Origin of the sequence: Pseudonocardia lacus (assembly GCF_018531445.1) — a bacterium.
Taxonomy (GTDB): domain Bacteria; phylum Actinomycetota; class Actinomycetes; order Mycobacteriales; family Pseudonocardiaceae; genus Pseudonocardia; species Pseudonocardia lacus.
In genome coordinates, this window is the sequence record NZ_JAHDTH010000140.1 from 1 (window position 1) to 22,445 (window position 22,445).

The window sequence follows — 22,445 nt, forward strand, 5'->3', positions numbered from 1 at the left end:
GGTCGCGGTGCTCGGCGGGGCGGCCGCGGCGGGCTCGGCCGGGGCCTGCGCGGCGGCCGGGGCGGCGCCGTCCACGAACACCACGTCCGAGCAGGAGTAGTAGGTGTCCTCGCTCCCGCTGTTCTGCCAGATCGTGTAGATCAGGTGCCGGCCGGTGAGCCCGGCGGGCAGGGTGGCGTCGAAGGCGTAGGAGCCGTCGGCCAGCGGCGGGTCGGTCACCTCGGCGAACGGCTCGGTCTCCAGCCCGGCCCAGGTGAGCGGCTGGTCGGGGGCGAAGCCCGGCTTGGTGACGTAGAGCCGGAACGTGCCCTCGTGCGGGATCGTGCCGCGGTAGGTGAAGGTGTAGTCGGCGCCCGCGGTGAGGTCGGTGGTGGGCCAGTCGTCGCGCGGGAGGTCGAGGCCGGCGAAGGCGAGCTTGCCCCCGCTGCACAGCTTCCCGTCGGGGATGACCTCGCGGTCGCGGCCGTTCACGCCGGCCACGCGCAGGTTGTCCCACTCGGTCGGCAGGTCGGGGCTGGCCGCCAGCGCCGCCCGGCAGGCGGGCGTGTCGGTCAGCGTGCCCTCGCCGCCGCACTCGGCGGCCCGGCTGAGCGGGAGTGTCGGCGCGCCGTGCGCGGCGGCGGTGCCGGGGAACGCGACACCCAGGCCGACCGCCAGCACCGTGCCCAGCATGGTGGCCAGCAGGGCGGGGGTCCGGGATCTGCGCGGTGTCACGCCATCACTCACGTACGCCGACCGACCGGCGTTCACCCCCGGCGGGCTCGGGTCGACGGGCGGTGCTCACAGCGGGGCCCGGCCCGGGTGAGCCAGCCGTAACCGACGGACAACGCGCAGGCGCCCGCCGCCGTAATCCGGGCGCCCGACGCTGGCTGGCAATGGCCGCCACGCGCACCGACCTGCACACCGACCTGCACAGCGACACGCACCCAGACACGCACCCAGACACCCACGCAGGCACCCACGCAGGCACCCACACCGACACGCACTGCCCGTACTGCTCGCTGCAGTGCGGCATCCGGTTGTCCGCGGGCCGCGGCGGGCCCGAACTGGCCGGGCGGGAGGACTTCCCGGTCAACCGCGGCGGGCTGTGCATGAAGGGCGCCTCCGCGCTCGAACTGCTCGCCCATCCCGAGCGCCTGACCACCCCGCTGGCCCGGCCGCACCGCGGCGCCGAGCTGCGCCCGGTGAGCTGGGACGAGGCCCTCGACCGGGTCGTCGACGGGATCACCGCCGCCCAGCGCGCCCACGGCCGGGACGCCGTGGCCTGCTTCGGCGGCGGCGGGCTGACCAACGAGAAGGCCTACCAGCTGGGCAAGTTCGCCCGGGTGGCGCTCGGGACGTCGGCCATCGACTACAACGGCCGGTTCTGCATGTCGTCGGCGGCCGCGGCGGGCACCCGGGCCTTCGGGATCGACCGCGGGCTGCCGTTCCCGCTGGCCGACGTGGCCGAGGCCGACGTCGTGCTGCTCGTGGGCAGCAACCCGGCCGACACGATGCCCCCGGCGATGCGGTGGTTCGAGGCCGGGCGCGTCCGCGGGGCCACGCACATCGTCGTCGACCCCCGCCGCACGGCGACCGCCGCGGCGGCGCACCGGCACCTGCAGCCGGTCCCCGGCACCGACCTGACCCTGGCCAACGGACTGCTGCACATCGCGATCCGCGACGGCCTCGTCGACGAGGCCTACGTCGCCGCGCGGACCACCGGGTTCGCCGCCGTGCGCCGCCAGGTGCGCCGCGACTGGCCCGACCGCGTCGAACGGGTCACCGGGGTCGCGGTGGCCGACCTGGTTGCCACCGTGCACGCACTCGCCCGCGCGCGCACGGCCATGATCCTCACCGCGCGCGGCGCCGAGCAGCACGCCGACGGCACCGACACCGTGCAGGCCTGGATCAACCTGGCGCTGGCGCTGGGCCTGCCCGGGCGCGGCGTCGGGTCGGGCTGGGCGACGGTGACCGGGCAGGGCAACGGGCAGGGCGGGCGCGAGCACGGGCTCAAGGCCGACCAGCTGCCCGGCTACCGCAAGCTGGCCGACCCGGCGGCCAGGGCGCACGTCGCCGGGGTGTGGGGCGTGCACCCCGACTCGCTGCCCGGGCCCGGGGTGTCGGCCTACGAACTGCTCGACTCGCTCGGCACGCCGGCCGGCCCGAAGGTGCTGCTGCTGGCCGCGTCCAACCCGGTCGTGTCGGCGCCGAACGCCCGCCACGTCGCGGAGCGGTTCGGCGCGCTCGACCTGCTGGTGGTCACCGACTTCTTCCTGTCCGAGTCCGCGCGGATGGCCGACGTCGTGCTGCCGACCACCCAGTGGGCCGAGGAGGAGGGCACGCTGACCAACCTGGAGGGCCGCGTGCTGCGCCGCAGGCGCGCCCTCGACCCGCCGCCCGGGGTGCGCACCGAGCTGGAGATCTGGCACGAGCTGGCCCGCAGGCTCGGCCGCGGCGCGCACTTCCCCACCGACCCCGCCGAGGTCTACGCCGAGCTGTGCCGGGCCAGCGCCGGCGGGGTCGCCGACTACGCGGGCATCACCTGGGACCGCCTCGACGCCGGCGAGGAGCTGTTCTGGCCCTGCCCGGATCCGGCGCACCCGGGCACGCCGCGGCTGTTCACCGACCGCTTCCCCACCCCCGACGGGCGGGCGCGGTTCGTCGCGGTGGCCGACCGGCGGGTCACCGAGCGCACCGACGGCCGCTACCCCTTCCTGCTGACCACCGGTCGCTCCCGCACGCACTACCAGTCGGGCACCCAGACCCGGCGCAGCCCGGCGCTGGTGCGCGCCGAGGACCGGATGTACGCCGAGCTGCACCCCGAGCTGGCCCGGCTGGTGGGCGTCGGCGACGGCGACGCCGTGCGGCTGACGACCCGGCGGGGCAGCACCGTCGCGCTCGCCCGCCTCACCGACGCCATCCGCCCCGACACGGTCTTCCTGCCCTTCCACTGGCCGGGCGCCAACGACCTGACGAGTCCGCGCCTGGACCCCACCTCGCGGATGCCGGAGTTCAAGGCCTGCGCGGTCGCGGTGGCGGCCGTGCGCCCCGCCCGCCCCGCGGCCCCTCCGGCCGCCGTCGTCACCACCGCCGCGGTCACCGTCCCCACCACGAGGAGCTGAGCCGATGATCAGCAAGCCCGCGTTCCTGCAGGGCGTGCACCCCTTCGAGGGGGCCGGGCTGGACAAGCCCGCGCCGCTGCACCCCGACCTCGTCTACACCGTCCCGCCGGGCCGCATCGCCCAGACGCTCTACTTCCGCGGCGGGAACAGCACCGACGAGCTCGTCGCCGTGGTCCTGCTGCGCGACGGGGTGCCGATGCGCTACTTCCCCATCGGCGCCCGCGCCGGCACGCACGTCGCGCTGGCCGTCGTCGAGGACGTCGAGGAGGGCTCCACCCTGGAGCTGCACGTGGCCGCGCCGGAGGGCCTGACCGGCACCGTCGTGGTCGACCTCGGCCTGGTGGAGGTCTGAGGTGTTCCAGCAGGCACCGCGGGACGACCGCCAGCACCTCGTCGTCGTCGGGAACGGGATGGCCGGGGCCAGGACGGTCGAGGAGATCCTGGCCCGCGGCGGCGGGGAGCGGTTCCGGATCACCGTCTTCGGTGACGAGCCCTACGGCAACTACAACCGGATCATGCTCAGCCACGTGCTGGCCGGCGAGGACGAGGCCGACGAGGACCTCTACCTCAACCCGCTGGACTGGTACGCCGAGAACGACGTGGCCCTGCGGGCCGGGGTGCGCGTCGTGCGCGTCGACCGGTTCGCCAAGGTCGTGCTGGCCGACGACGGCGCGGTGCTGGGCTACGACAAGCTGATCATCGCCACCGGCAGCCGCACGTTCTTCCCGCCGATGGACGGCATGTGGGTCGACGACCGCACGCTCACCCCTGGCGTGTTCGGCTTCCGGACCCTCGACGACACCACCGCGATGCTGGACTACGCCCGGCGCCACCGCGGCGCGGTCGTGATCGGCGGCGGGCTGCTGGGCCTGGAGGCCGCCTACGGGCTGCGCCGCCACGGCCTGGACGTGCACGTCGTGCAGGGCGGCCCGGTGCTGATGAACCAGCAGCTCGACGAGGAGGCCGGGGCGATCCTGCGCCGGGTGCTGGAGCAGAAGGTCGGCGTCGAGGTGCGCACCGGGCAGCGCCCGACCGCGGTCCGCAGCAGCGGCGGGTCGGTGTCGGGGGTCGTGCTGGCCGACGGCTCGACGATCGACACCGACATGGTGGTGGTCACCGCCGGCATCCGGCCCAACGTCGGGCTGGGCGTGGTGTCCGGGCTGACCGTCGAGCGGGCCATCGTGGTCGACGACCAGATGCGCACGGTCGACGACGCCGACATCTACGCCGTCGGCGAGTGCGCCCAGCACCGCGGCGAGGTCTACGGGCTCGTCGCGCCGCTGTGGGAGCAGGCGACGGTGCTGGCCGACCACCTCACCGGCGCCGACCCCGACGCCGCCTACCACGGCTCGCGCAACGCCACGAAGCTCAAGGTCGCCGGCGTCGACGTGGCCGCGATGGGGCTCAAGCGCCCCGAGCGCGACGACGACGAGTTCGTCCGGTTCTCCGAGCCGCGCCGCGGGGTCTACAAGTCGGTGGTGGTGCGCGACGGCAAGCTGGTCGGCGCCACCCTGCTCGGCGACGTGGAGAAGGTCGCGTTCCTGACCCAGAGCTTCGACCGCGGGCTGCCGCTGCCCGAGGAGCGGGTGGAGCTGCTTTTCCAGCTGGCCGGGCCCTCGGCCGCGCAGGGCGCCGCCGAGATGGACGACGACGTGCAGGTCTGCAACTGCAACGGCGTCTCCAAGGGCGACCTGGTGGCCTGCGTGCACGCCGGCACCCGCAGCGTCACCGGGGTGATGGCCAGGACCCGGGCCGGCAAGGGCTGCGGCTCCTGCAAGGCGCTGGTCTGCGAGATCGTCGAGCTGGCCACCGGCGGCGACGTCGAGGTCGACGAGAGCGCCGGCTGGTACGTGCCGGCCATCCCGATGGACAAGCCCGCGCTCATCGCCGCCGTCCGCGAGCGGGGGCTGAAGTCGGTGTCGGCGGTGTTCGCGGCGCTGGCCCCGGGCGGCGAGCACGCGCCGTCGAAGATGGCGCTGGCCTCGCTGCTGAAGGTCGTCTGGGCCGGCGAGTACGTCGACGAGCGCGACGCGAAGTTCATCAACGACCGGGTGCACGCCAACATCCAGCGCGACGGCACGTTCTCGGTGGTGCCGCGGATGTCGGGGGGCGTGACCACGGCCGACGAGCTGCGCCGCATCGCCGACGTGGCCGACAAGTACGCCATCCCGATGATCAAGGTGACCGGGGGCCAGCGGATCGACCTGCTCGGCGTGCGCAAGGAGGACCTGCCCGGGGTCTGGGCCGACCTGGACATGCCGTCGGGCTACGCCTACGGCAAGTCGATGCGCACGGTGAAGACCTGCGTGGGCACCGACTTCTGCCGCTTCGGCCTGGGCGACTCCACGCAGCTGGGCATCGACATCGAGGAGCGCTACAAGGGCCTGGAGAGCCCGGGCAAGCTCAAGCTCGCCGTGGCCGGCTGCCCGCGCAACTGCTCGGAGGCGCTGGTCAAGGACATCGGCGTGGTCGCCGTGGGCGACGACCGGTGGGAGGTCTACGTCGGCGGCGCGGCCGGGGCGTCGGTGCGCAAGGGCGACGTGCTGGCCACGGTCGACGGCCGCCCCGAGGCGCTGCGGCTGACCGGCGTGTTCATGCAGTACTACCGGGAGAACGGGCGCTGGCTGGAGCGCACCTACGACTTCGTGCCCCGCGTCGGGATCGACGAGCTGCGGGCCCTGCTGGTCGACGACCGCGACGGGATCGTGGCCGGGCTGCAGGAGCGGATGCAGATCGCCGTGGACGCCTACCGGGACCCGTGGAAGGAGGGCGCGGAGCCGGCGACCGAGGGCCAGTTCCACGGGTCGCTGCCGCTCGTGCCCCTGCCCCAGGTACCGGTGCGCGACGGTTCGGCGTCCCCGCACGGCGACCGGCTGCGCGGCGGAGCGATGGCGTGAGCGCCGCAGAAGTGGGATCGGCGACGGTGACGGGCCACCGGCTGGGCCCGGTCGAGCAGGTGCCGGTCGGCGAGGGCCGGGCGTTCGCGGTGGCCGGCGAGCAGGTCGCGGTGTTCCGGCTGCGGGACGGCGCGCTGCGCGCCACCCGGGCCCGCTGCCCGCACGCCGGGGGCCCGCTGGCCGACGGCCAGCTCGACCCGGGCGCGGTCGTCTGCCCGCTGCACCTGCGGGCGTTCTCCTTCGCCGACGGCACCTGCGCCGAGGGCGATCGCGTCCGGGTGTTCCCCGCGCGGGTGGTCGACGGGGAGATCGTCGTCGAGCTGTGACGGCGCCGCTCAGGACGGCGCGGGCAGGGGTGTCGCCGTCAGGTCGGGGGGCACCGCTTCGCGCAGGGCCGCCGTCACCGCGGCGACGGCAGGGTGGCGGGCGGCCCCCGCCCGGTGCGCGACACCGGTGCGGCGGTGCAGGGGCAGCGGCTGCAGCGCCACCCCGGCCGGCACCGCCCCCAGCGCCAGCCGCGGCACGACCGCGACCCCCTGCCCGGCCGCCACCAGCGCGAGCACCGTGGCGAACTCGTCGACCCGGTGGCGCACGCGCGGCGCGAACCCGGCCGCCTGGCACGCCCGCAGCGTCGCCACCTCGCACGACGTCCCGGGCAGCGCGATGATCCACGGCTCGGCGCGCCAGCGGGCCAGCCCGGACGCCCCCGGGTCGCCCGGGACGTCGCGCGGGCTCGCCACGAACACCGCCTCGACGCACAGCGGCTCCACGGCCACCCCCGGCTCGGGCGGGACCGGCACGAGGTCGTAGTCGTGGGTCAGCGCGAGGTCGAGCTCCCCGGCGCGCAGGGCGTCGGGCAGCCGGGCCGGGTCGATCTCGCTGAGCATCGGCTCCAGCCCGGGGTGCCGCTCGGCCAGCGCGACCAGCGCGGCGGGCACGATCGCGCGGGCCGCGGTCGGGAACGTGCCCAGCCGGACCGGACCGGCCAGCCCCCGGCGGGCCCGCTGCAGCTCGGCGCCGGCGCGTTCGAGGTGGTCGAGCACGACCTCGGTGTGCCGGACGAGGGTGCGCGCGGCCGGGGTGAGCACGAGGCGGCGCCCGGCGCGCTCCAGCAGCGGCACGCCCGCCTCCCGCTCCAGCACGCCGAGCTGCTGGGACACCGCCGACGGCGTGAGCACCAGCGCCTCGGCGACGGCGGCGATGGTGCCGCGGTGGGACAGCTCCCGCAGCAGGCGCAGGCGACGCACGTCCAGCATCAGTGGAGCTTAACCTTCACCGAAGAACTGTGAACTGGATTTGATCGGTGGCCGGCCCCAGGCTCGACGGGTGCCCGCCTCGCCCCGCCTCGACGGCGTCCTCGTCCCCCTCGTCACCCCGTTCACCGCCGAGGGCGGCATCGCCCTCGACGCGCTCGACGGCCTCGCCCGCCACGTCCTCGACGCCGGCGCCGCGGGCGTCGTCGCGCTGGGCACCACGGCCGAGGCGTCCGCGCTCGACCCCGTCGAGCGGTCCGCCGTGGTGCGGGTGTGCGAGCGGGTGTGCGCCGAGCGTGGCGCGAGCCTGGTCGTCGGGGCGGGTGGGGCCGACACGCGCGGGTCCGCCGAGGCGCTGCGCGCGCTCGCGGAGCACCCGGCCGTGACCGCCGCGCTCGTCCCCGTGCCGTACTACGTGCGCCCCGGCACGGCCGGCGTGCTGGCCCACTTCGCGGCGCTGGTCGAGGCGAGCCCGGTGCCGATGGTCGTCTACCACGTGCCCTACCGGTCCGGGCAGGCCCTGGACGCGCCGACGCTGCGCGAACTGGGTCGCCTGCCCGGCGTCGTCGGCGTGAAGTACTCGGCGGGCGCGGTCGACGCCACGGCGGTCGACCTGCTCGGCGACCGGCCCGCCGGCTTCCGCGTGCTGGCCGGCGACGACGTCCTGCTGGCCCCGATGCTCGCGCTCGGCGCCGAGGGGGGCATCCTCGCCTCGGCCCACCTGGCGACCGGGCGCTTCGCGGAGGCGGTGGACGCGTGGCGCGCCGGCGACCTCCCCCTCGCCCGGGCGCTCGCCGCCCGGCTGGCCCGGCTCTCCGCGGCGCTGTTCGCCGGGCCGAACCCCACGGTCGTCAAGGCGGTGCTGCACGCCACCGGCCGCATCCCCTCGCCCGCGGTCCGGCTGCCGCTGCTCGCGGCGGACCGGGCGGCGGTGACCGACGCGCTGGCCGCGCTGGCCGACCTCGTCCCGGACGACGCCACGACCGCATTCGCGACCGCCGGCGGTGCCGTCGCCGGTGGGTGACCGCCCGGTGGAGGGGATGGAACGGGCGGTCACCCGTGCGCGGCCCCGGTCCGTGGCGAACCGCACGGGGACTTCCTCGAACGCCGAACCCGCACCGTTACCCAATATTTCGTTCAACACGCTGGTCAGCGGCGTGTCAGGCGGCGTGGCGAACCGCTGGGCGCAGCGCGGGCGGGGGAACGGGGGCCGGATGCGAACATATGTTCGTGTCGAACGGCGCCACCATCCTGCACGCCGACCTGGACGCCTTCTACGCGTCGGTCGAGCAGCGCGACGACCGCCGCCTGCGCGGGCGGCCGGTCATCGTCGGCGGCGGGGTCGTGCTCGCCGCGAGCTACGAGGCCAAGTCCCGCGGCGTGCGCACGGCGATGAGCGGGCGCCAGGCGCGGGCGCTGTGCCCCGACGCGATCGTCGTGCCGCCTCGAATGAAGGCCTACACCGCGGCGAGCAAGGCGGTGTTCGAGGTGTTCCGCTCGACCACGCCGCTGGTCGAGGGCATCTCGATCGACGAGGCGTTCCTCGACGTCGGCGGGCTGTGGCGGATCGCGGGCCCGCCCCGCGACATCGCGGTGGGGCTGCGCCGCGCGGTGCTGGAGCAGGTCGGGCTGCCGATCACGGTCGGCATCGCGCGCACCAAGTTCCTGGCCAAGGTGGCCAGCGCCGTGGCCAAGCCCGACGGGCTGCTGCTCGTCCCACCCGACGGCGAGCTCGACTTCCTGCACCCGCTACCGGTGGAGCGGCTGTGGGGCGTCGGCAAGGTCACCGCGCAGACCCTGCACGGGATGGGCATCCGCACCGTGGGCGAGGTCGCCGCGCTGGGCGAGCCGCTGCTCGTGTCGATCCTGGGCCGGGCCTCCGGGCGCCACCTGCACGCACTGGCCCACAACCGCGACCCGCGCGCCGTCGACACCGGTCGCCGGCGCCGTTCGATCGGCTCCCAGCAGGCCCTGGGCCGGCGCCCCCGCCCGCCCGAGGAGCTCGACGCCATCCTCGCCGGCACGGTCGACCGGCTGGCCCGCCGGCTGCGCGGCGGCCACCGGCTGTGCCGCACGGTGGTGCTGCGGCTGCGCTTCGCGGACTTCACCCGGGTCACCCGCTCGCACTCGGTGGCCGAGCCCACCGAGCACACCGAGACCATCCTGCGCACGGCCCGCGGCCTGCTCGCCGGCGCCATGCCGCTGATCCGGGAGAAGGGCCTCACGCTGCTCGGGCTGTCGCTGTCGAACCTACGCGACGACCGGTCCGTCCAGCTGTCGCTCCCGCTCGACGCCGCGGCCGGGCCGACCCTGGACACCGCGCTCGACTCGGTCCGCGAGCGGTTCGGCTCCCGCTCGGTCACCCGGGCCACGCAGCTCGGGCGCGAGGTCGCGCCGAGCGTTCCCCTCCTGCCCGACCCCTGACCGGTCGGCTCGACCACGCAGAGCAGCGGCTCACGCACGCAACGAAACAGTCACGATCGCCGTCCGGGGGCGGATTACGGGCAGGTTCGTGACTGCGCAATCATTCGCCGTTCGAGTTCGGCTTTCCGGACTCCGCGAATGGTCGCGCCTCATCCCGAAGACGTCCACGGATGGGCGCAATGGAGCCGATGTCAGCCTATTCCGGCTAGGCCGATCGGCCGCACTGTCCCGGACTGCCCGCCCCTCACTACGATTCCCGGACACGACGCACCGGACATGAGGACAGGACGCGGCACCTGATGGAGCGAGACGAGCTGGCAGCCGGCTTCTTCCTCATCGCCCACGACGAGTTCAGCGGCAAGCTGCGGATCAACCGCGAACGCCTGGGCTACGGGCTCGTCGCGGCCGAGCTGGCCCAGCTCCTGGTCGCCGGGCGGATCGCCCTCGCCGACGCCCGCGTCGTGCTGACCGACAGCTACGCGCTCGAACCGAACGAGGTCGACGGCTACGTCCTGGACACCGTGCAGCGCCACGTCTCGGTCCGCTCGGTCCGCGCCTGGACCGACTCGCTGGCCGAGCCGCTCTACGACCTCATCTCCCGGCGCCTGGAGCAGCTGGGCGTCGTGCGCCGGGAGAGCGGCGGCGGGCTGGTCCGCCGCAAGCCCGACCGGTTCCCCGGCGTCGACCTGCTGGCCGCGGCCCGGCCGCGGATGCGCCTGGAGCGGATGATCCGCAGCCCCCGCGAGATCGATCTGCCCGGCGCGTTCACCGCCAGCCTGCTGTGGACGCTGGGCGTCGAGGGCGTGCTCGACCCGGAGATCGACCGCGGCGCCGCGCGCGAGCTGGTCCGCCAGGTCAACGAGCACCTCCCGGCCGACCTGCACACCGTCCTCGCCGGGGCGCGGGCGGCCGCGGAAGGCGGCTGAACGACCGAGCGCCCGTTGGGCGGAGCGCCCGACGAATGGCCCGTCCGACGGTGCGCCGGCTGCACCGGAAGGGTCAAATCGGAACGTAGTCACCCTTCGGTCCACCGCTGGGCCGTTGGTGTTAGCCTCGTCCACCCCCACTCGGCGAGCATTACGGAGGCTCCGTGGCGGAACTCCCGTTCCGGCCGCCGCGAAACGGTTCCGGCGGGATTCTCGACGGTTCTCCCTTCCTGCTGGAGAGCGCGTTGCTGCGCAACGGGGCGACGGTCGGCTCCGGCCAGCCGGGCCCCGCCGGAGCGCTCGGCGAGGACCGGCGGTCACTGTCCGCGCGCAACGCGCTGGCCGTCTCGTACTGGACCGGGGGCCGGCGCGCGGCCGCGCTCGACCTGCTCGAGGACAACGCCGCGCTCTGCCCCGACGTCCTCGGTCCCGACGACCCCGACACCCTCGTCGCCCAGGGGAACCTGGCCACCGCCCGCCTCACGCTGGGGCGTTGGGACGACGGGCTGGCGCTGCTGACCGAGAACCTGGCCGACCGCGAGCGCGTCCTGGGCACCGACCACCCGTCGACCCTCGTCGCCCGCGACGCGCTGGCCACCGCGCAGCGCCTGGCCGGGCGGCTGAGCGAGGCGAGCGCCCTCTCCGGCCGGGTCGCGGCGCAGCGGGTGCGCGTGCTCGGGGCCGACCACCCGGACACCCTGATGTCGCGGATCGGCCACGCGCTGGCCCGCGCCGAGAGCGGCGACCCCGCCGTGGCGGTCGACCACCTGACCAGCACCATGATCGACGCCGAGCGGGCGCACGGGCCGCTGTTCCACCTGACCATCCTCAGCCGCGCGCACCTCGCCTGGTGCCTGGCCGACCTCGGCCAGGCCGACGCGGCCGCCGACACCGCCGCCCTGGCCGCCGCGGCCGCGGAGCGGGCGTTCGGCGCGCAGCACCCCGACGCCGTCGCGCTGCGCGAGGACGCCGCCTGGCTCGCGACCGGAGGGCCGGTTCCCGCTGAGCGGGACCACCAGCTGTAGGTACCCGTCCCGTCGTCCCCTGGTGCGGGATCCTCGCCGACGAGGACGAACGCGAGCCGACCGTGCGTCGGAGAGCCCGGTCGATCAGTGCTGGGCGCGCCGTGCGGTGACGAGCCAGGTGGCGGACCCGAAGCGGACCCCGTCCGCGGTCAGGTGGGACTCGAGGACGCCGCGCAGCGCCTCGATCGACTCCGCGCGGCGGCGCTCGTCCTGTCCCTCGAGCATCCAGCCGAACAGCCCGATGAGGAAGTCGTGGGCCTGCGACACCGTGCGCCCGTAGGTCATCGGCTCGACCAGGGGCGTCAGGTCGACGTCGGTGAAGCCTGCGCCGCGCAGCAGCGTCCGCACCCGGTCGGGATCGCTGAGGGAGAACGGGCCGGGTCGGGTCGGGTCGGCGGTCGGTGGGGTGCGACCCGCGAGGGCCCGTGAGAAGGCGTCGATCCACTCCTGGCGGCCCGGCGGCTGCCAGGTGAGCAGGACGAGCCGGCCGCCGGCGGTCAGGCTGCGGTGCAGGTTGGCGAAGGCGGGCTCCGGCCGCCCGAAGAACATCGCACCGGTGCGGCTGATGACGACGTCGAAGGCCGCGGCCCCGAAGTCGTGCACCTGGGCGTCGGCCCGCTCGAAGGAGGCGTTGGCCAGCCCGTCGCGGGCGGCGAGCCGGCGGGCGACGTCGATCATCCGGGAGGAGAGGTCGACCCCGAGCGCGTGCCCCGCGCGGGCGGTTCGAGCCGCGTCGCGCGTCGAGGCGCCGGTGCCGCACCCGACGTCGAGCACGCGGTCGGTGGGCCGGATCGCGGCCGCGGCGAGGAACGGCGGCTGGTAGCGCGCGAGGCAGTCCTCGAAGCGCTCGTGGTGGGCGGCCCAGTAGGAGCCCTCCGGCCCGTCCCAGGCTCGCTCCTGGTCGTGGTTGGTCGCGTCGACCGACGCCGTCGAGGAGGACATGCCGCCCGTCTCCTATACTCTCAATGAGAGTATGAGAATGGTCTCAAGGAGAGTAAATGTCAAGCACCAGCGCGACGAGCACCTCGTTCGCCGTCCTCGGCCTGCTCGCGCTGGGCCCGGGCAGCACCTACGAGCTCACCCAGCAGGTGCAGCGCAGCCTCGGGCGCATGTGGCCGCGCGCGACGAGCCGGCTCTACGAGGAACCGAAGAAGCTGGTCGCGCTCGGGTGGGCCACCGCGACCGCCGAGAGCGTCGGACGGCGCCCGCGCACCGTCTACACGATCACCGCGGAGGGTCGCGCCGCCCTGGCGCGCTGGTTGGCCGAACCCGCCCAGGGACCCGTCCTGGAGTTCGAGCAGCTGCTCAAGCTCGTCTTCGCCGACCAGGGCAGCCGCGACGACGCGCTCCGCACCGTCGCCGCCGCACGCGCCTGGGCCGAGCAGGCCAACGTCGGCAACCTGGTCGCGGCCCGCGAGTACGCCTCCGGGAAGGGCCCCCAGCAGCACCGGGCAGCACCACCCCTGCTCGCCGGGGCCTTCCTCACCGACTTCTACGCGCTGGTCGCGCGCTGGGCCGACTGGGCGGCCGAGCAGATCGAGACCTGGCCGGACGACCCGGCCGACGCCGTGGCCGATCCGGCCGAGTTCGAGGCCATCGCCCGCCGAGCCGACTGGTGAGGCCGGCATCGACGGGCAACCAGTGTCCCCCGCCGGAAGCTCGGCGGGTATATCGGTGGGCCGCCGAGATACTTGGTGGACTTCCGGCGGGGGACACTAGCTCAACGCCGGCACCACCAGGCTCGCCACGAGCTCGACGAAGGCCTCGCTGCCCGCCGGGATGGCCGGGGCGGGGGTCGGGTCTTCGTCGCAGCTGACCACGACCACCAGGTCCAGGCCCGGCACGACCTCGACCAGTTGGCCGTCGTCGCCGGTCAGCACGACGGCGGCGTGCCGGTCGGCGCGCGTGAGCCACTGCCGGTAGCCGGCGTAGGGCAGCGAGCGCCGCCCCGTCTCCGAGTAGGGGCGCACGGCCAGGTCCATCCACCCCGCCGGCACCACCTGGCGCCCGCCGACCGCGCCGCGGTCGAGCCAGAGCGCCGCGACCGCGGCCATCTCCTCCGCGGTGACCGCCGGGCCCTGGCCCGTCCACGGCGGGTCGATGCCCAGCGGCGCGAACAGCAGCTCGCGGGCGAGGTCGGGCACCGGGCGACCGGTGGCCGCGGTGAGCAGGGCGGCGAGGGCCGAGGTGTCGTCGGCCGAGGTGCCGACCAGCACGTCGTGCAGGCGCACCGCGGCCACCGAGGCGAGCGGTTCGGGCAGCGGCGACGGCGCGGTCGCGGGGAGCAGCGCGGCCACCGGCTGCCGCGCGCCGCGCAGCCCCTCGGTGCCGAGGTCGCCGCGGTCCAGCAGGACGCCCACCAGCGCCACCAGCACCGCGGCGGTGAACCCGTTGACCTCGCGGCGCTGCTCGGGCGCGCTCGGGCGGCGCCGGTCGACCACCGTGCGCCCCTCGACGCGGACCAGCACCCGGGACACCCGGTCGTAGCGACCCCACCTGCTGGCGCTCAGGAACGCCTCGATCCGGCTCGGCAGCACGTCCGGCGCGGCGACCGGCGGGCCCGGTGGCGTCGGTCCGGGGACGACCGGGGCCGGTGCGGGGACGGGGTCGGGCGGGCGCGGCGTGGGGGGCGCCGTGCACGCCACCGACGCGGTCAGGGTCAGCACGACCAGCAGCAGGGCCGCGACGCCCGTGCGCGCGCCGCCCGGCCTCCTCGGCGTCCTCGCCGACCCCCGTGTGCCCATGGCCGCTCCTCGGTCCGGACGCAGTGTCCCCCGCCCGCACGCCCGGCGCCAGGTCCGGGACCGCGGCGGCCCGGTACGGTCGAGGAGAGGGGGTGGCACCGGTGCCCGAGCAGCACGAGTCCCTGATCGACCGGCAGATCCGGCTGGCCGCCGAGCGCGGCGCATTCGACGACCTGCCCGGCAAGGGCAAGCCCCTGCCGGGCCTGACCGGGCCCGACGACGAGCTGTGGTGGGTGCGCGGCTACGTGCGCCGCGAGGGCCTGTCGCCCGACGCGCTGCTGCCGCCGTCGGTCCAGCTGCGCAAGGAGATCGACCGGCTGCCCGAGTCGCTGGGCGCCCTGCCGACCGAGCGCGCCGTGCGCGACGCGGTCTCCGAGCTGAACCTGCGCATCGTCGACTACCTCCGCGCCCCGACCCCGCCGCGGCTGCGGATCGGCAAGGTCGACGCCGACGCGGCCGTGCGCCGGTGGCGCGAAGGGCGCAGCGCTCCCGCCGAGCCGGTCCCCGCGGACCCCGCGCCCGTGCCGGAGCAGCCGCCCCGGCGGCGGTGGTGGAGCCGGCGGGGCTGAACGAACCCGGCGACCAGCGGCCGGGGGTTAGCGCCCCGGTCAGTCCTCCGCGCCGGTCTGGGCGACCAGCCCGGCGGCCGCGATCCCGGCCACCGCCGCGGCCTCGTCGTTGAGCGAGGCGTCGCCGGTGACGCCGACGGCGCCCAGCAGGGTGCCGTCCGCGTCGCGCACGAACACCCCGCCGGGCACCGACAGGATGCGGCCCCCGGCCAGCGCGGCCACCGAGGTGAAGAACTCCGGGGAGTCGGCGGCCCGCGCGGCGATGGCGCGGTTGGTCATGCCCATCCCGAGCACGCCCCAGGCCTTCGCGACGGCGATGTCGGGACGCAGGTTGCCCGAGCCGTCCTGGCGGCCGAGCGCGACGAGCGCACCCCCGGGGTCGAGCACCGCGACGGTCAGCGGGTTGAACCCCTGCGCGGTGCCGTGCTCCAGGGCGGCGTCCACGATGGTCCGGGCCTGGTCGAGGGTGATCGTCATGGCCGACATCCTGCCGCAGCGCGCCCGTGTGCGGGGTCCTCAGCCGTTGCGGGTGAGGCGGATGACGGGGATCGTGCGGGTGGTCTTGCGCTGGTACTCGCCGAAGCCCGGGCTGGCGGCGACGACCTTCTCCCAGATCGTCTCGCGCTCCTCGCCGACGACCTCCTCGGCCGTCACGGGGAAGGTCTCGGTGCCGACCTCGACGTCGAAGACCGGGTGGGCCTTCACGTTGTGGTACCAGTCGGGATTGGTCGGCGCGCCGCCCTTGGAGGCGATGATGACCAGGCTGCCGTCGTCCTGCGGGAAGTAGACCAGCGGCGCCACCCGCTCGGTGCCCGACTTGGCCCCGCGGTGGTGGATCAGGATCATCGGGGCGCCTTCGAACGGGCCACCGACGCGGCCCTCGTTCGCCCGGAACTCCTCGATGATCTGGCTGTTGAAGTCCTCGTTCACTGCACTCCTAAGCGCGGTCACGACCGGACCAGCATGATCCAGCCGGCGGCCGGCACGGCCGCTCCCGCGATCAACCAGAAGATCGCCGCCCACATTCCGCCGGGCACGCGGGTGAGCCGGGCGAGCATGTCGACGTCCGACCCGTCGGCGCGGCCGCGGGTGCGGCGCCGCCCGCGCTGCAGCTCGCGCACCGCGCGCAGCCCGCCGAACAGCAGGAACCAGCACAGCGCCGCGGCGAACCCGTCCTGCAGCCGTGCTCCGCCCCAGACCGCGACCGCGGCCACCGCCGCGCCGGTCGCGACCACGGCGACCACGCCGTAGAGGTTGCGGACGTGCACCAGCGTCGCGACCAGCAGGCCCAGCGCGATCCACAGCATCAGCTGGGCCAGGTCGGCCGCGACGAGCGCCGCGCCACCCAGCCCGAGCAGCGACGGCGCCGGGTAGCCGCCGAGGAACGTCAGGACGAGCCCGGGCCCGCGCCGGGCCCCCGTCGAGACCGTCAGCCCGGAGGTGTCGGGGTGCAGCCGGATGCCGGTCAGACCGCGTCCGGCGACGACGGCGGTCAGCGCGTGCCCGCCCTCGTGGGCGATGGTCACCACCGTGCGCGTCCACCGCCACGACACCGACCAGCCCACGGCGACCACGGCCAGCAGGGCCGCCAGCAGCACGCCCGGGCTCTGCGCGACGGTCGTGCGCACGGCGTCCACGATCCCGGTCAGCTGGTCGGCTCCCACGGGCCCAGTCTGGCAGCGCCCCGGATCGGGCTTGACCTTCCACCCACTGGAACCTCCAGCATGGGGTCATGACGACGTTGCTGACCATCGGGCAGCTCGCCCGCCGGTCGGGCGTGCCCGCGCGCACCATCCGCTTCTGGTCCGACGAGGGCGTGCTGCCCGAGACCGACCGGTCGCGGGGCAACTACCGCCGCTACGACTCCCGCGCGGTGGCCCGCCTCGACCTCGTCCGCACCCTGCGCGAGCTCGGCCTCGGCCTGGACGACGTCCGGCTGGTGCTCGAACGGCGCCGCAGCGTCCAGGACGTGGCCGCCGCGCACGTCCAGGCCATCGACTCCCAGATCCGCGCCCTGCGGGTGCAGCGCGCCCTGTGCACGCTGCTCGCCGGCGGGGAGTGGTCCGAACGAAAGGCAGCACTGATGAACGACCTCGCCCGGCTCTCCGCCGCCGAGCGCCAGCAGATGATCGACGAGTTCGTCGACGCGACCTTCGCGGGCACCGACCCGCAGGCTCCGGGAGCCGGCATCGCCGGCGCCATGCGGAGCATGCCGGCCGAGCTGCCCGACGACCCGAGCACCGAGCAGGTCGCGGCCTGGGTGGAGCTCGCCGAGCTGGTCGGCGACCCGGCGTTCCGGGCCCGGGTGCGGGAGATGGCGGTGGCCGGATCGGCGCCGGCCACCGAGGCGCCGGCGATCGACCCGGCCGCGGTGGCCGAGCACGCCGGTGGTGCGCTCGCCGCGGGCGTCGACCCGGCTTCCGAGGAGGGCCAGCGGGTGCTGGCCCGCATCACCGGGCCCGACTTCGACCCCGGCCGTCGGGCCGCGGCCGCCGACACCCTGGCCACCTTCTCCGACCGCCGGGTCGAGCGGTACTGGCAGCTGCTGGGGGTGCTCAACGGTTGGGCGCCGGTCCCGTCGAGCGTCCCGGCGTTCGAGTGGGTGATCGCCGCACTACGTGCGGGATGAGCACTGCGCTCCGCGGGGGATGAGCACTGCGCTCCGCGGGGTGAGGGGTTCGGCGGGTCAGTCGCGGCGGCCGGTGAAGGCCAGCGCGACCCCCATCCCGAAGATCATCAGACCGCCGGCGCCGCCGATCCGGCGCAACCGCGCCGGAGAGGTCGCCAGCCACTGGCGCGCGGTGCCGGCGGCCAGCCCCCATGCGCTGTCCAGCGTCGAGGCGATCAGCGCGAACAGCAGCCCGAGCACCAGCATCTGCCCGGTCGCGCTGCCGGCGTCCGCGTCGACGAACTGCGGCAGCACCGCCGCGAAGAACACCAGCACCTTCGGGTTCGTCGCGCCGACCAGCACGCCCTGCCAGAACAGCCGCCGGTCGCGCGCGCCGTCCGGGGAGCCCACCAGCGCGGCGAGGTCGCCGCGGTGGCGGAACGTCTGCACGCCGAGGTAGCAGAGGTAGCCGGCGCCGACCAGCTTCAGCACGGTGAACACCTCGACCGACTGCGCGGCCACGGCGCCGAAGCCCAGCGCCACCACCAGCACGACGAGGGCGGCACCGGTGGTGTTGCCGGCGACGCTGGTCAGCGCGGCGCGCCGGCCGTGGGCGAGGGCGCGGCCGACGATGAACAGCACGCTCGGCCCCGGGATCGCGACCAGCACGATCCCGGCCAGCGCGAACGTCACGAGGGTCTGCACGGAGGGCACCCCGGCACGCTACGGCGCCGACGCGGGGGTGCCCACCGACTTCGCGCGTTCCGGTCAGCCGTAGAAGACGCGCTCCACGACCGCCCGGGCCCGCCGGGTGGCCCGGCGGTAGTCGTCGAGGAAGACCCCGGGGTCGCCGCCCGGCGGGTAGCCGAGGGCGACGGCCACCGCGGCCAGCTCCCGTCCCGACCGCGGCAGCTGGTCGCCGGGCTTGCCGCGCACCAGCATCACCGCGTTGCGGGCGCGGGTGGCCATGGTCCAGCCGTTCGCCAGCGCCTTGGCGTCGGCCTCGGTGATCAGCCCGGCCTCGCCCGCCTCGCGCAGCCCTTCCAGCGTGGACGTGGTGCGCAGCTCGGGGATGTCGCCGGCGTGCAGCAGCTGCAGCAGCTGCACGGTCCACTCCACGTCGGCCAGGCCACCCAGGCCCAGCTTGGTGTGGGTGCCGCGGTCGGCGCCGCGCGGCAGCCGCTCGACGTCGACCCGGGCCTTGATCCGGCGGATCTCGGTGACGGCCTGGTCGCCGATGCCGTTGTCCGGGTAGCGGATCGGGTCGATCATCTCGATGAACCGCCGGCCCAGGTCCGCGTCGCCGGCCACCGGGCGGGCGCGCAGCAGGGCCTGCGCCTCCCAGGTCTGCGACCAGCGGGCGTAGTAGCCGCGGTAGGAGCTCAGCGTGCGCACGAGCGCGCCCTGGCGGCCCTCGGGGCGCAGGTCGGCGTCCACGACGAGGGCCGGGTCGGGGCTCGGCGCGGCCAATCTGCGGCGCACCGTCTCCGCGATCGTCGTCGCGTGCCGCACGGCGTCGTGGTCGTGGGCGCCGTCGACGGGCTCGCAGACGAACAGCACGTCGGCGTCGCTGGAGTAGCCGATCTCGGCCCCGCCCAGCCGGCCCATGCCGATCACCGCGAGCCGGGCCGGCCCGGGTCCGACGGCGCGCTGCACCGAGTCGAGGGTGGCCTGCAGCACCGCGGTCCACACCGAGCTGAGCGCGGCGCAGACGCCCTCGACGTCGAGCGCGCCGATGAGGTCGGCGCAGGCCACCCGCAGCATCTCGTGGCGGCGCAGCGAGCGCGCCGTGTCGGCGGCGACCTTCGGGTCCTGCTGGCGGGCCACCGTCGCCCGCAGGGAGGTGGCGACCTCGGCCGGGTCGCGCAGCAGCTCGTCGGCCTGCCCGGCGACCGGGGCCGCCAGCAGGCGCAGCACCTCGGGCGCGCGCACCAGCAGGTCGGGCACCAGCGCCGAGACCCCCAGCAGGCGCATCAGCCGCTCCGCGACCTGGCCCTCGTCGCGCAGCAGGCGCAGGTACCAGGGCGTGGTGGCCAGCGCCTCGGACACCCGCCGGTACGCCAGCAGGCCCCGGTCCGGGTCGGGGCTGACCGCGAGCTCTTCGAGCAGCACCGGCAGCAACGCGTTCTGGATGGACGCGGCCCGCGACACGCCCGAGGTGAGCGCCCGCAGGTGGTTGAGCGCGCCCTCCGGGGAGGCCCAGCCCAGCGCGGCGAGCCGGGCGGTCGCCGCCGACTCGGACAACCGCGTGGCGTCCGGGCTGAGCCGGGAGACCGCCGCCAGCAGCGGCCGGTAGAACAGCTTCTCGTGCAGCCTGCGGACCCGCCGCGCGTTGCGGGTCCACTCCGCCATCAGCACGCCGACCGCGTCGCGGCGCCCGTCCGGGCGCATCCGGGCCGCCCTGGCCAACCAGCGCAGGCCGGTGTGGTCGTCCAGGGCCGGCAGCAGGTGGGTGCGGCGCATCCGCTGCAGCTGCAGGCGGTGCTCCAGCAACCGCAGGAACCGGTAGGAGGCCGCCAGGTTGGCGCCGTCGTCGCGGGCGACGTACCCGCCGTCGGCCAGCGCGGCCAGCGCGTCCAGGGTGGTCGCCGAGCGCAGGGCCTCGTCGGTGCGGCCGTGCACCAGCTGCAGCAGCTGCACCGCGAACTCGACGTCGCGCAGCCCGCCCGGGCCGAGCTTGATCTCCCGGTCGGCGCGGTCGGGGCGCAGGTGCTCCACCACCCGCCTGCGCATCGCCTGGACGTCGGCGACGAAGTCGGTGCGCCCCGCCGCGCTCCACACCATCGGCGCGACGGCCTCGGCGTAGGCCGCGCCCAGCTCCGGGTCGCCGGCGACCGGGCGGGCCTTGAGCAGCGCCTGGAACTCCCAGGTCTTGGCCCACCGCTCGTAGTAGGCGACGTGGCCCTCCAGGGTGCGCACCAGCGCGCCCTGGCGGCCCTCCGGGCGCAGGTTCGCGTCGACCTCGAAGCAGGCCTCCCCGGCGATCCGCATCAGTCGCGTGGCGAGCCGGGTGGTGGCCTGGTCGGCGGGCTCGGCCACGAAGACGACGTCGACGTCGCTGACGTAGTTGAGCTCCTGGCCGCCGCACTTGCCCATCGCGATCACCGCGAGCCGGCCGGCGTCCTCCCCGACCTCGGCCAGCGCCACGGCCAGCGCCGCGCGCAGGGCCGCCGCCGCCAGATCGGCGAGCCGGGACGCCACGTCGGCCACGTCGAGCACCGGGAGGTCGCGCTCGCTGACGGCGGCCAGGTCGCTCGCGGCCAGCACGAGCAGCTCGTCGCGGTAGGCCGTGCGCAGGGCGGCGACCGCCTCGGCTCCGGTGAGCGCGGCCGCGGAGCCGTCCGCGGCACCGGCCGGCGGCGCGTGCGGATCGGCGCCGACCGCGGCCAGCAGCGTCGCGGTGGGGTCGTGGCCGAAGGCCTCTCCGGCGCCACCGACGAGGCGCCGCCACCGGTCGGGGTGGGTGACCAGGTGGTCGCCCAGTGCCGTCGACCCGCCCACCAGTGCCAGCAGCCGCCCGCGCAGGCCGACGTCGTCGCGCAGCGCCCGCTGCAGCGCGGGGCCGTCCGCGGTGGCCCCGAAGAGCCGCTCGACGGTGCGCAGGGCGAGGTCGGGATCGGGGCTGCGGGCCAGCGCCCACATGATCTCCTCGGCCCCCTCGGCGGGACCGTCGCCCGACCACCAGCCCAGCTCCACGAGGCTGGCCTCGGCCCACTCGGCGGTGAACCCCAGCCGCGCCAGCGAGACCCGGGGACGGCGATCGCTCACCACCCGATCCTGCCCCACGGACGGGCGGTTGCGGCACTGCGGGCGCTCGCGCGTCCCGGTGCCGCCCTCACCCCCGGACCAGGGCCAGGTCGACGCGGTCGTGCACCGGGCGGTAGCCGATGCGCGGGTAGAGGGCGTTGGTCGTCGGGTTGGCCAGGTCGGTGAACAGCAGCACCGGGTCGGCGCCGGCGTCGAGGGCCCAGCGGCTCGCCGCCGCCGTCACCGCCGCCGCGTAGCCGTGCCGGCGGTGCTCGGGTGGGGTGTAGACCGGTCCGATCCTCGACATCCCGGCCAGCACCGGCCGCGCCGTCGCCTGCGACACGACGATCCCGTCGACCTCCCAGAGCACCTCGGCACTGCCCAGGCGCATGGACCGGCGCACCTCCGCCGCGCTGTCGACGGGGGTGTGCCCCGGCTCGTGCGCCTCGACGGCGAAAGCGGCGCGCCAGACGGCCAGGAGGTCGACATCGTCCTGCCCCGCCGGCCGGGCGGCGCCCGGCACACCCACCGGCGGCACCAGTTCGCCGAGCCGGAAGAGCCGGCTGCGGGTCTCCACCTCCAGCCGCGCTCCGCGGCGCGCGGCGAGCGCCCTGCCGAACGCCTCGGCGGCCGCCACCGGGCCGCTCACGCCGGGAGCGTCCAGATCGTGGCGCGCCACGAGGTCCGCTGCCGCGTCGGCGAACCGGACCGGCAACGCCTCCACCAGCAGGTGTCGACCGGGCGAGCGCAGCGCTGCGCCCACGACCTCACCGGCCTCCCGGGCCAGCAGCATCATCTCGACCGGAGCGCCGTCGCGGCTGATCGCGTCGAGCGCGGTGAGGGTGATGGTGTGGCGGGCCGGGTCGGCGGCCAGCACCGGGCCGGCCAGCGCGACGAACTCGCTCGGGTCCTCGATCACGCGCACGTCCACGCGGCCAGCATGCCGCGCTCCGCCCCGACCGCGAAGCCGATTATGCACGCGCACGAAAAAAGGGCCCGGATCCTGAAAACAGGATCCGGGCCCCATGTTGAATGTCGGCGGCGACCTACTCTCCCACACCCTGACGAGTGCAGTACCATCGGCGCTGGAGGGCTTAGCTTCCGGGTTCGGGATGGGACCGGGCGTACCCCCTCCGCCACAACCACCG

General features: G+C 75.6%; 21 protein-coding genes and 1 rRNA gene. 11 read left to right on the forward strand and 11 right to left on the reverse strand.

All coding sequences use genetic code 11. From position 1 onward, the window contains the following. A partial coding sequence (locus KIK08_RS25780; protein WP_214405837.1) for a lytic polysaccharide monooxygenase auxiliary activity family 9 protein occupies window positions 1–714 on the reverse strand: 714 nt, incomplete at its 3' end. 161 nt (window positions 715–875) lie between these two features. Between KIK08_RS25780 and KIK08_RS25785 the strand changes: the two genes are divergently transcribed. Genes KIK08_RS25785 through KIK08_RS25800 form a run of 4 tightly spaced genes read left to right on the forward strand, consistent with a single transcriptional unit; the run spans window position 876 to window position 6,327 of the window. Next, the gene (locus tag KIK08_RS25785; RefSeq protein ID WP_214405838.1) at window positions 876–3,104 is read left to right on the forward strand and encodes a molybdopterin oxidoreductase family protein; all 2,229 of its coding nucleotides are present in this window, start codon (window positions 876–878) and stop codon (window positions 3,102–3,104) included. A gap of 4 nt (window positions 3,105–3,108) precedes the next feature. Then, on the forward strand, window positions 3,109–3,456 hold the full coding sequence (locus KIK08_RS25790; protein WP_214405839.1) for a molybdopterin oxidoreductase: 348 nt from the start codon (window positions 3,109–3,111) through the stop codon (window positions 3,454–3,456). 1 nt (window position 3,457) lies between these two features. Beyond that, window positions 3,458–6,001: a nitrite reductase large subunit NirB gene (nirB, locus tag KIK08_RS25795; RefSeq protein WP_308257888.1), complete on the forward strand. Its 2,544-nt coding sequence runs from the start codon at window positions 3,458–3,460 to the stop codon at window positions 5,999–6,001. Beyond that, window positions 5,998–6,327, forward strand: a complete 330-nt coding sequence (locus KIK08_RS25800; protein ID WP_308257889.1) for a Rieske (2Fe-2S) protein — start codon at window positions 5,998–6,000, stop codon at window positions 6,325–6,327. Before nirB ends, KIK08_RS25800 begins: the two co-directional genes overlap by 4 nt. Before the next feature lie 9 nt (window positions 6,328–6,336). Here KIK08_RS25800 and KIK08_RS25805 read toward each other — a convergent pair whose 3' ends face one another. Continuing rightward, window positions 6,337–7,257 carry a LysR family transcriptional regulator gene (locus KIK08_RS25805; protein ID WP_214405840.1) on the reverse strand — a complete coding sequence of 307 codons (921 nt, stop codon included), beginning with the start codon at window positions 7,255–7,257 and terminating at the stop codon, window positions 6,337–6,339. Between the two features lie 70 nt (window positions 7,258–7,327). Between KIK08_RS25805 and KIK08_RS25810 the strand changes: the two genes are divergently transcribed. The 4 genes from KIK08_RS25810 (at window position 7,328) to KIK08_RS25825 (ending at window position 11,629) form a co-directional block, all read left to right on the forward strand. After that, window positions 7,328–8,278 carry a dihydrodipicolinate synthase family protein gene (locus tag KIK08_RS25810; protein WP_214405841.1) on the forward strand — a complete coding sequence of 317 codons (951 nt, stop codon included), beginning with the start codon at window positions 7,328–7,330 and terminating at the stop codon, window positions 8,276–8,278. 200 nt (window positions 8,279–8,478) lie between these two features. Next, entirely contained in the window at window positions 8,479–9,678 is a 1,200-nt protein-coding gene (gene dinB / locus KIK08_RS25815; RefSeq protein WP_214405842.1) for a DNA polymerase IV, read from the forward strand. Window positions 9,679–9,977: 299 nt separating this feature from the next. Next, complete coding sequence (locus KIK08_RS25820; protein ID WP_214405843.1) at window positions 9,978–10,604, forward strand: GOLPH3/VPS74 family protein; 627 nt, start codon at window positions 9,978–9,980, stop codon at window positions 10,602–10,604. 164 nt (window positions 10,605–10,768) lie between these two features. Continuing rightward, the gene (locus tag KIK08_RS25825; RefSeq protein WP_214405844.1) at window positions 10,769–11,629 is read left to right on the forward strand and encodes a tetratricopeptide repeat-containing protein; all 861 of its coding nucleotides are present in this window, start codon (window positions 10,769–10,771) and stop codon (window positions 11,627–11,629) included. Between the two features lie 84 nt (window positions 11,630–11,713). Here KIK08_RS25825 and KIK08_RS25830 read toward each other — a convergent pair whose 3' ends face one another. Then, window positions 11,714–12,571: a class I SAM-dependent methyltransferase gene (locus KIK08_RS25830; RefSeq protein ID WP_214405845.1), complete on the reverse strand. Its 858-nt coding sequence runs from the start codon at window positions 12,569–12,571 to the stop codon at window positions 11,714–11,716. Between the two features lie 56 nt (window positions 12,572–12,627). On the opposite strand from KIK08_RS25830, the gene KIK08_RS25835 reads away from it, so the two are divergent. Next, on the forward strand, window positions 12,628–13,248 hold the full coding sequence (locus tag KIK08_RS25835) for a PadR family transcriptional regulator (RefSeq protein WP_214405846.1): 621 nt from the start codon (window positions 12,628–12,630) through the stop codon (window positions 13,246–13,248). A 96-nt stretch (window positions 13,249–13,344) separates the two neighbouring features. Here KIK08_RS25835 and KIK08_RS25840 read toward each other — a convergent pair whose 3' ends face one another. Next, window positions 13,345–14,373 (reverse strand): serine hydrolase domain-containing protein, encoded by a 1,029-nt coding sequence (locus tag KIK08_RS25840; RefSeq protein ID WP_214405847.1) that lies wholly within the window; start codon window positions 14,371–14,373, stop codon window positions 13,345–13,347. Between the two features lie 92 nt (window positions 14,374–14,465). On the opposite strand from KIK08_RS25840, the gene KIK08_RS25845 reads away from it, so the two are divergent. After that, window positions 14,466–14,942: a DnaJ family domain-containing protein gene (locus KIK08_RS25845; protein WP_308257890.1), complete on the forward strand. Its 477-nt coding sequence runs from the start codon at window positions 14,466–14,468 to the stop codon at window positions 14,940–14,942. A 39-nt stretch (window positions 14,943–14,981) separates the two neighbouring features. Here the strand turns inward: KIK08_RS25845 and KIK08_RS25850 are convergent, their stop codons facing one another. Genes KIK08_RS25850 through KIK08_RS25860 form a run of 3 tightly spaced genes read right to left on the reverse strand, consistent with a single transcriptional unit; the run spans window position 14,982 to window position 16,606 of the window. Continuing rightward, on the reverse strand, window positions 14,982–15,419 hold the full coding sequence (locus KIK08_RS25850; RefSeq protein WP_214405848.1) for a GlcG/HbpS family heme-binding protein: 438 nt from the start codon (window positions 15,417–15,419) through the stop codon (window positions 14,982–14,984). Between the two features lie 39 nt (window positions 15,420–15,458). After that, complete coding sequence (locus KIK08_RS25855; RefSeq protein WP_214405849.1) at window positions 15,459–15,872, reverse strand: nitroreductase family deazaflavin-dependent oxidoreductase; 414 nt, start codon at window positions 15,870–15,872, stop codon at window positions 15,459–15,461. Window positions 15,873–15,889: 17 nt separating this feature from the next. Continuing rightward, entirely contained in the window at window positions 15,890–16,606 is a 717-nt protein-coding gene (locus KIK08_RS25860; RefSeq protein ID WP_308257891.1) for a M50 family metallopeptidase, read from the reverse strand. Window positions 16,607–16,674: 68 nt separating this feature from the next. Here KIK08_RS25860 and KIK08_RS25865 point away from each other — a divergent pair, with 68 nt between their 5' ends. Continuing rightward, window positions 16,675–17,571 carry a helix-turn-helix domain-containing protein gene (locus tag KIK08_RS25865; RefSeq protein WP_214405850.1) on the forward strand — a complete coding sequence of 299 codons (897 nt, stop codon included), beginning with the start codon at window positions 16,675–16,677 and terminating at the stop codon, window positions 17,569–17,571. Between the two features lie 57 nt (window positions 17,572–17,628). Here the strand turns inward: KIK08_RS25865 and KIK08_RS25870 are convergent, their stop codons facing one another. The 4 genes from KIK08_RS25870 to rrf form a co-directional block, all read right to left on the reverse strand. After that, a complete protein-coding gene (locus KIK08_RS25870; protein WP_214405851.1) occupies window positions 17,629–18,264 on the reverse strand; it encodes a LysE family translocator in 636 nt (211 codons plus the stop codon). A gap of 54 nt (window positions 18,265–18,318) precedes the next feature. Then, entirely contained in the window at window positions 18,319–21,321 is a 3,003-nt protein-coding gene (locus KIK08_RS25875) for a bifunctional [glutamine synthetase] adenylyltransferase/[glutamine synthetase]-adenylyl-L-tyrosine phosphorylase (RefSeq protein ID WP_214405852.1), read from the reverse strand. A gap of 64 nt (window positions 21,322–21,385) precedes the next feature. Further along, entirely contained in the window at window positions 21,386–22,228 is an 843-nt protein-coding gene (locus tag KIK08_RS41915) for a GNAT family N-acetyltransferase (protein ID WP_214405853.1), read from the reverse strand. Between the two features lie 102 nt (window positions 22,229–22,330). Beyond that, window positions 22,331–22,445: ribosomal RNA gene (gene rrf / locus KIK08_RS25885) — 5S ribosomal RNA — on the reverse strand; the annotation flags it as partial.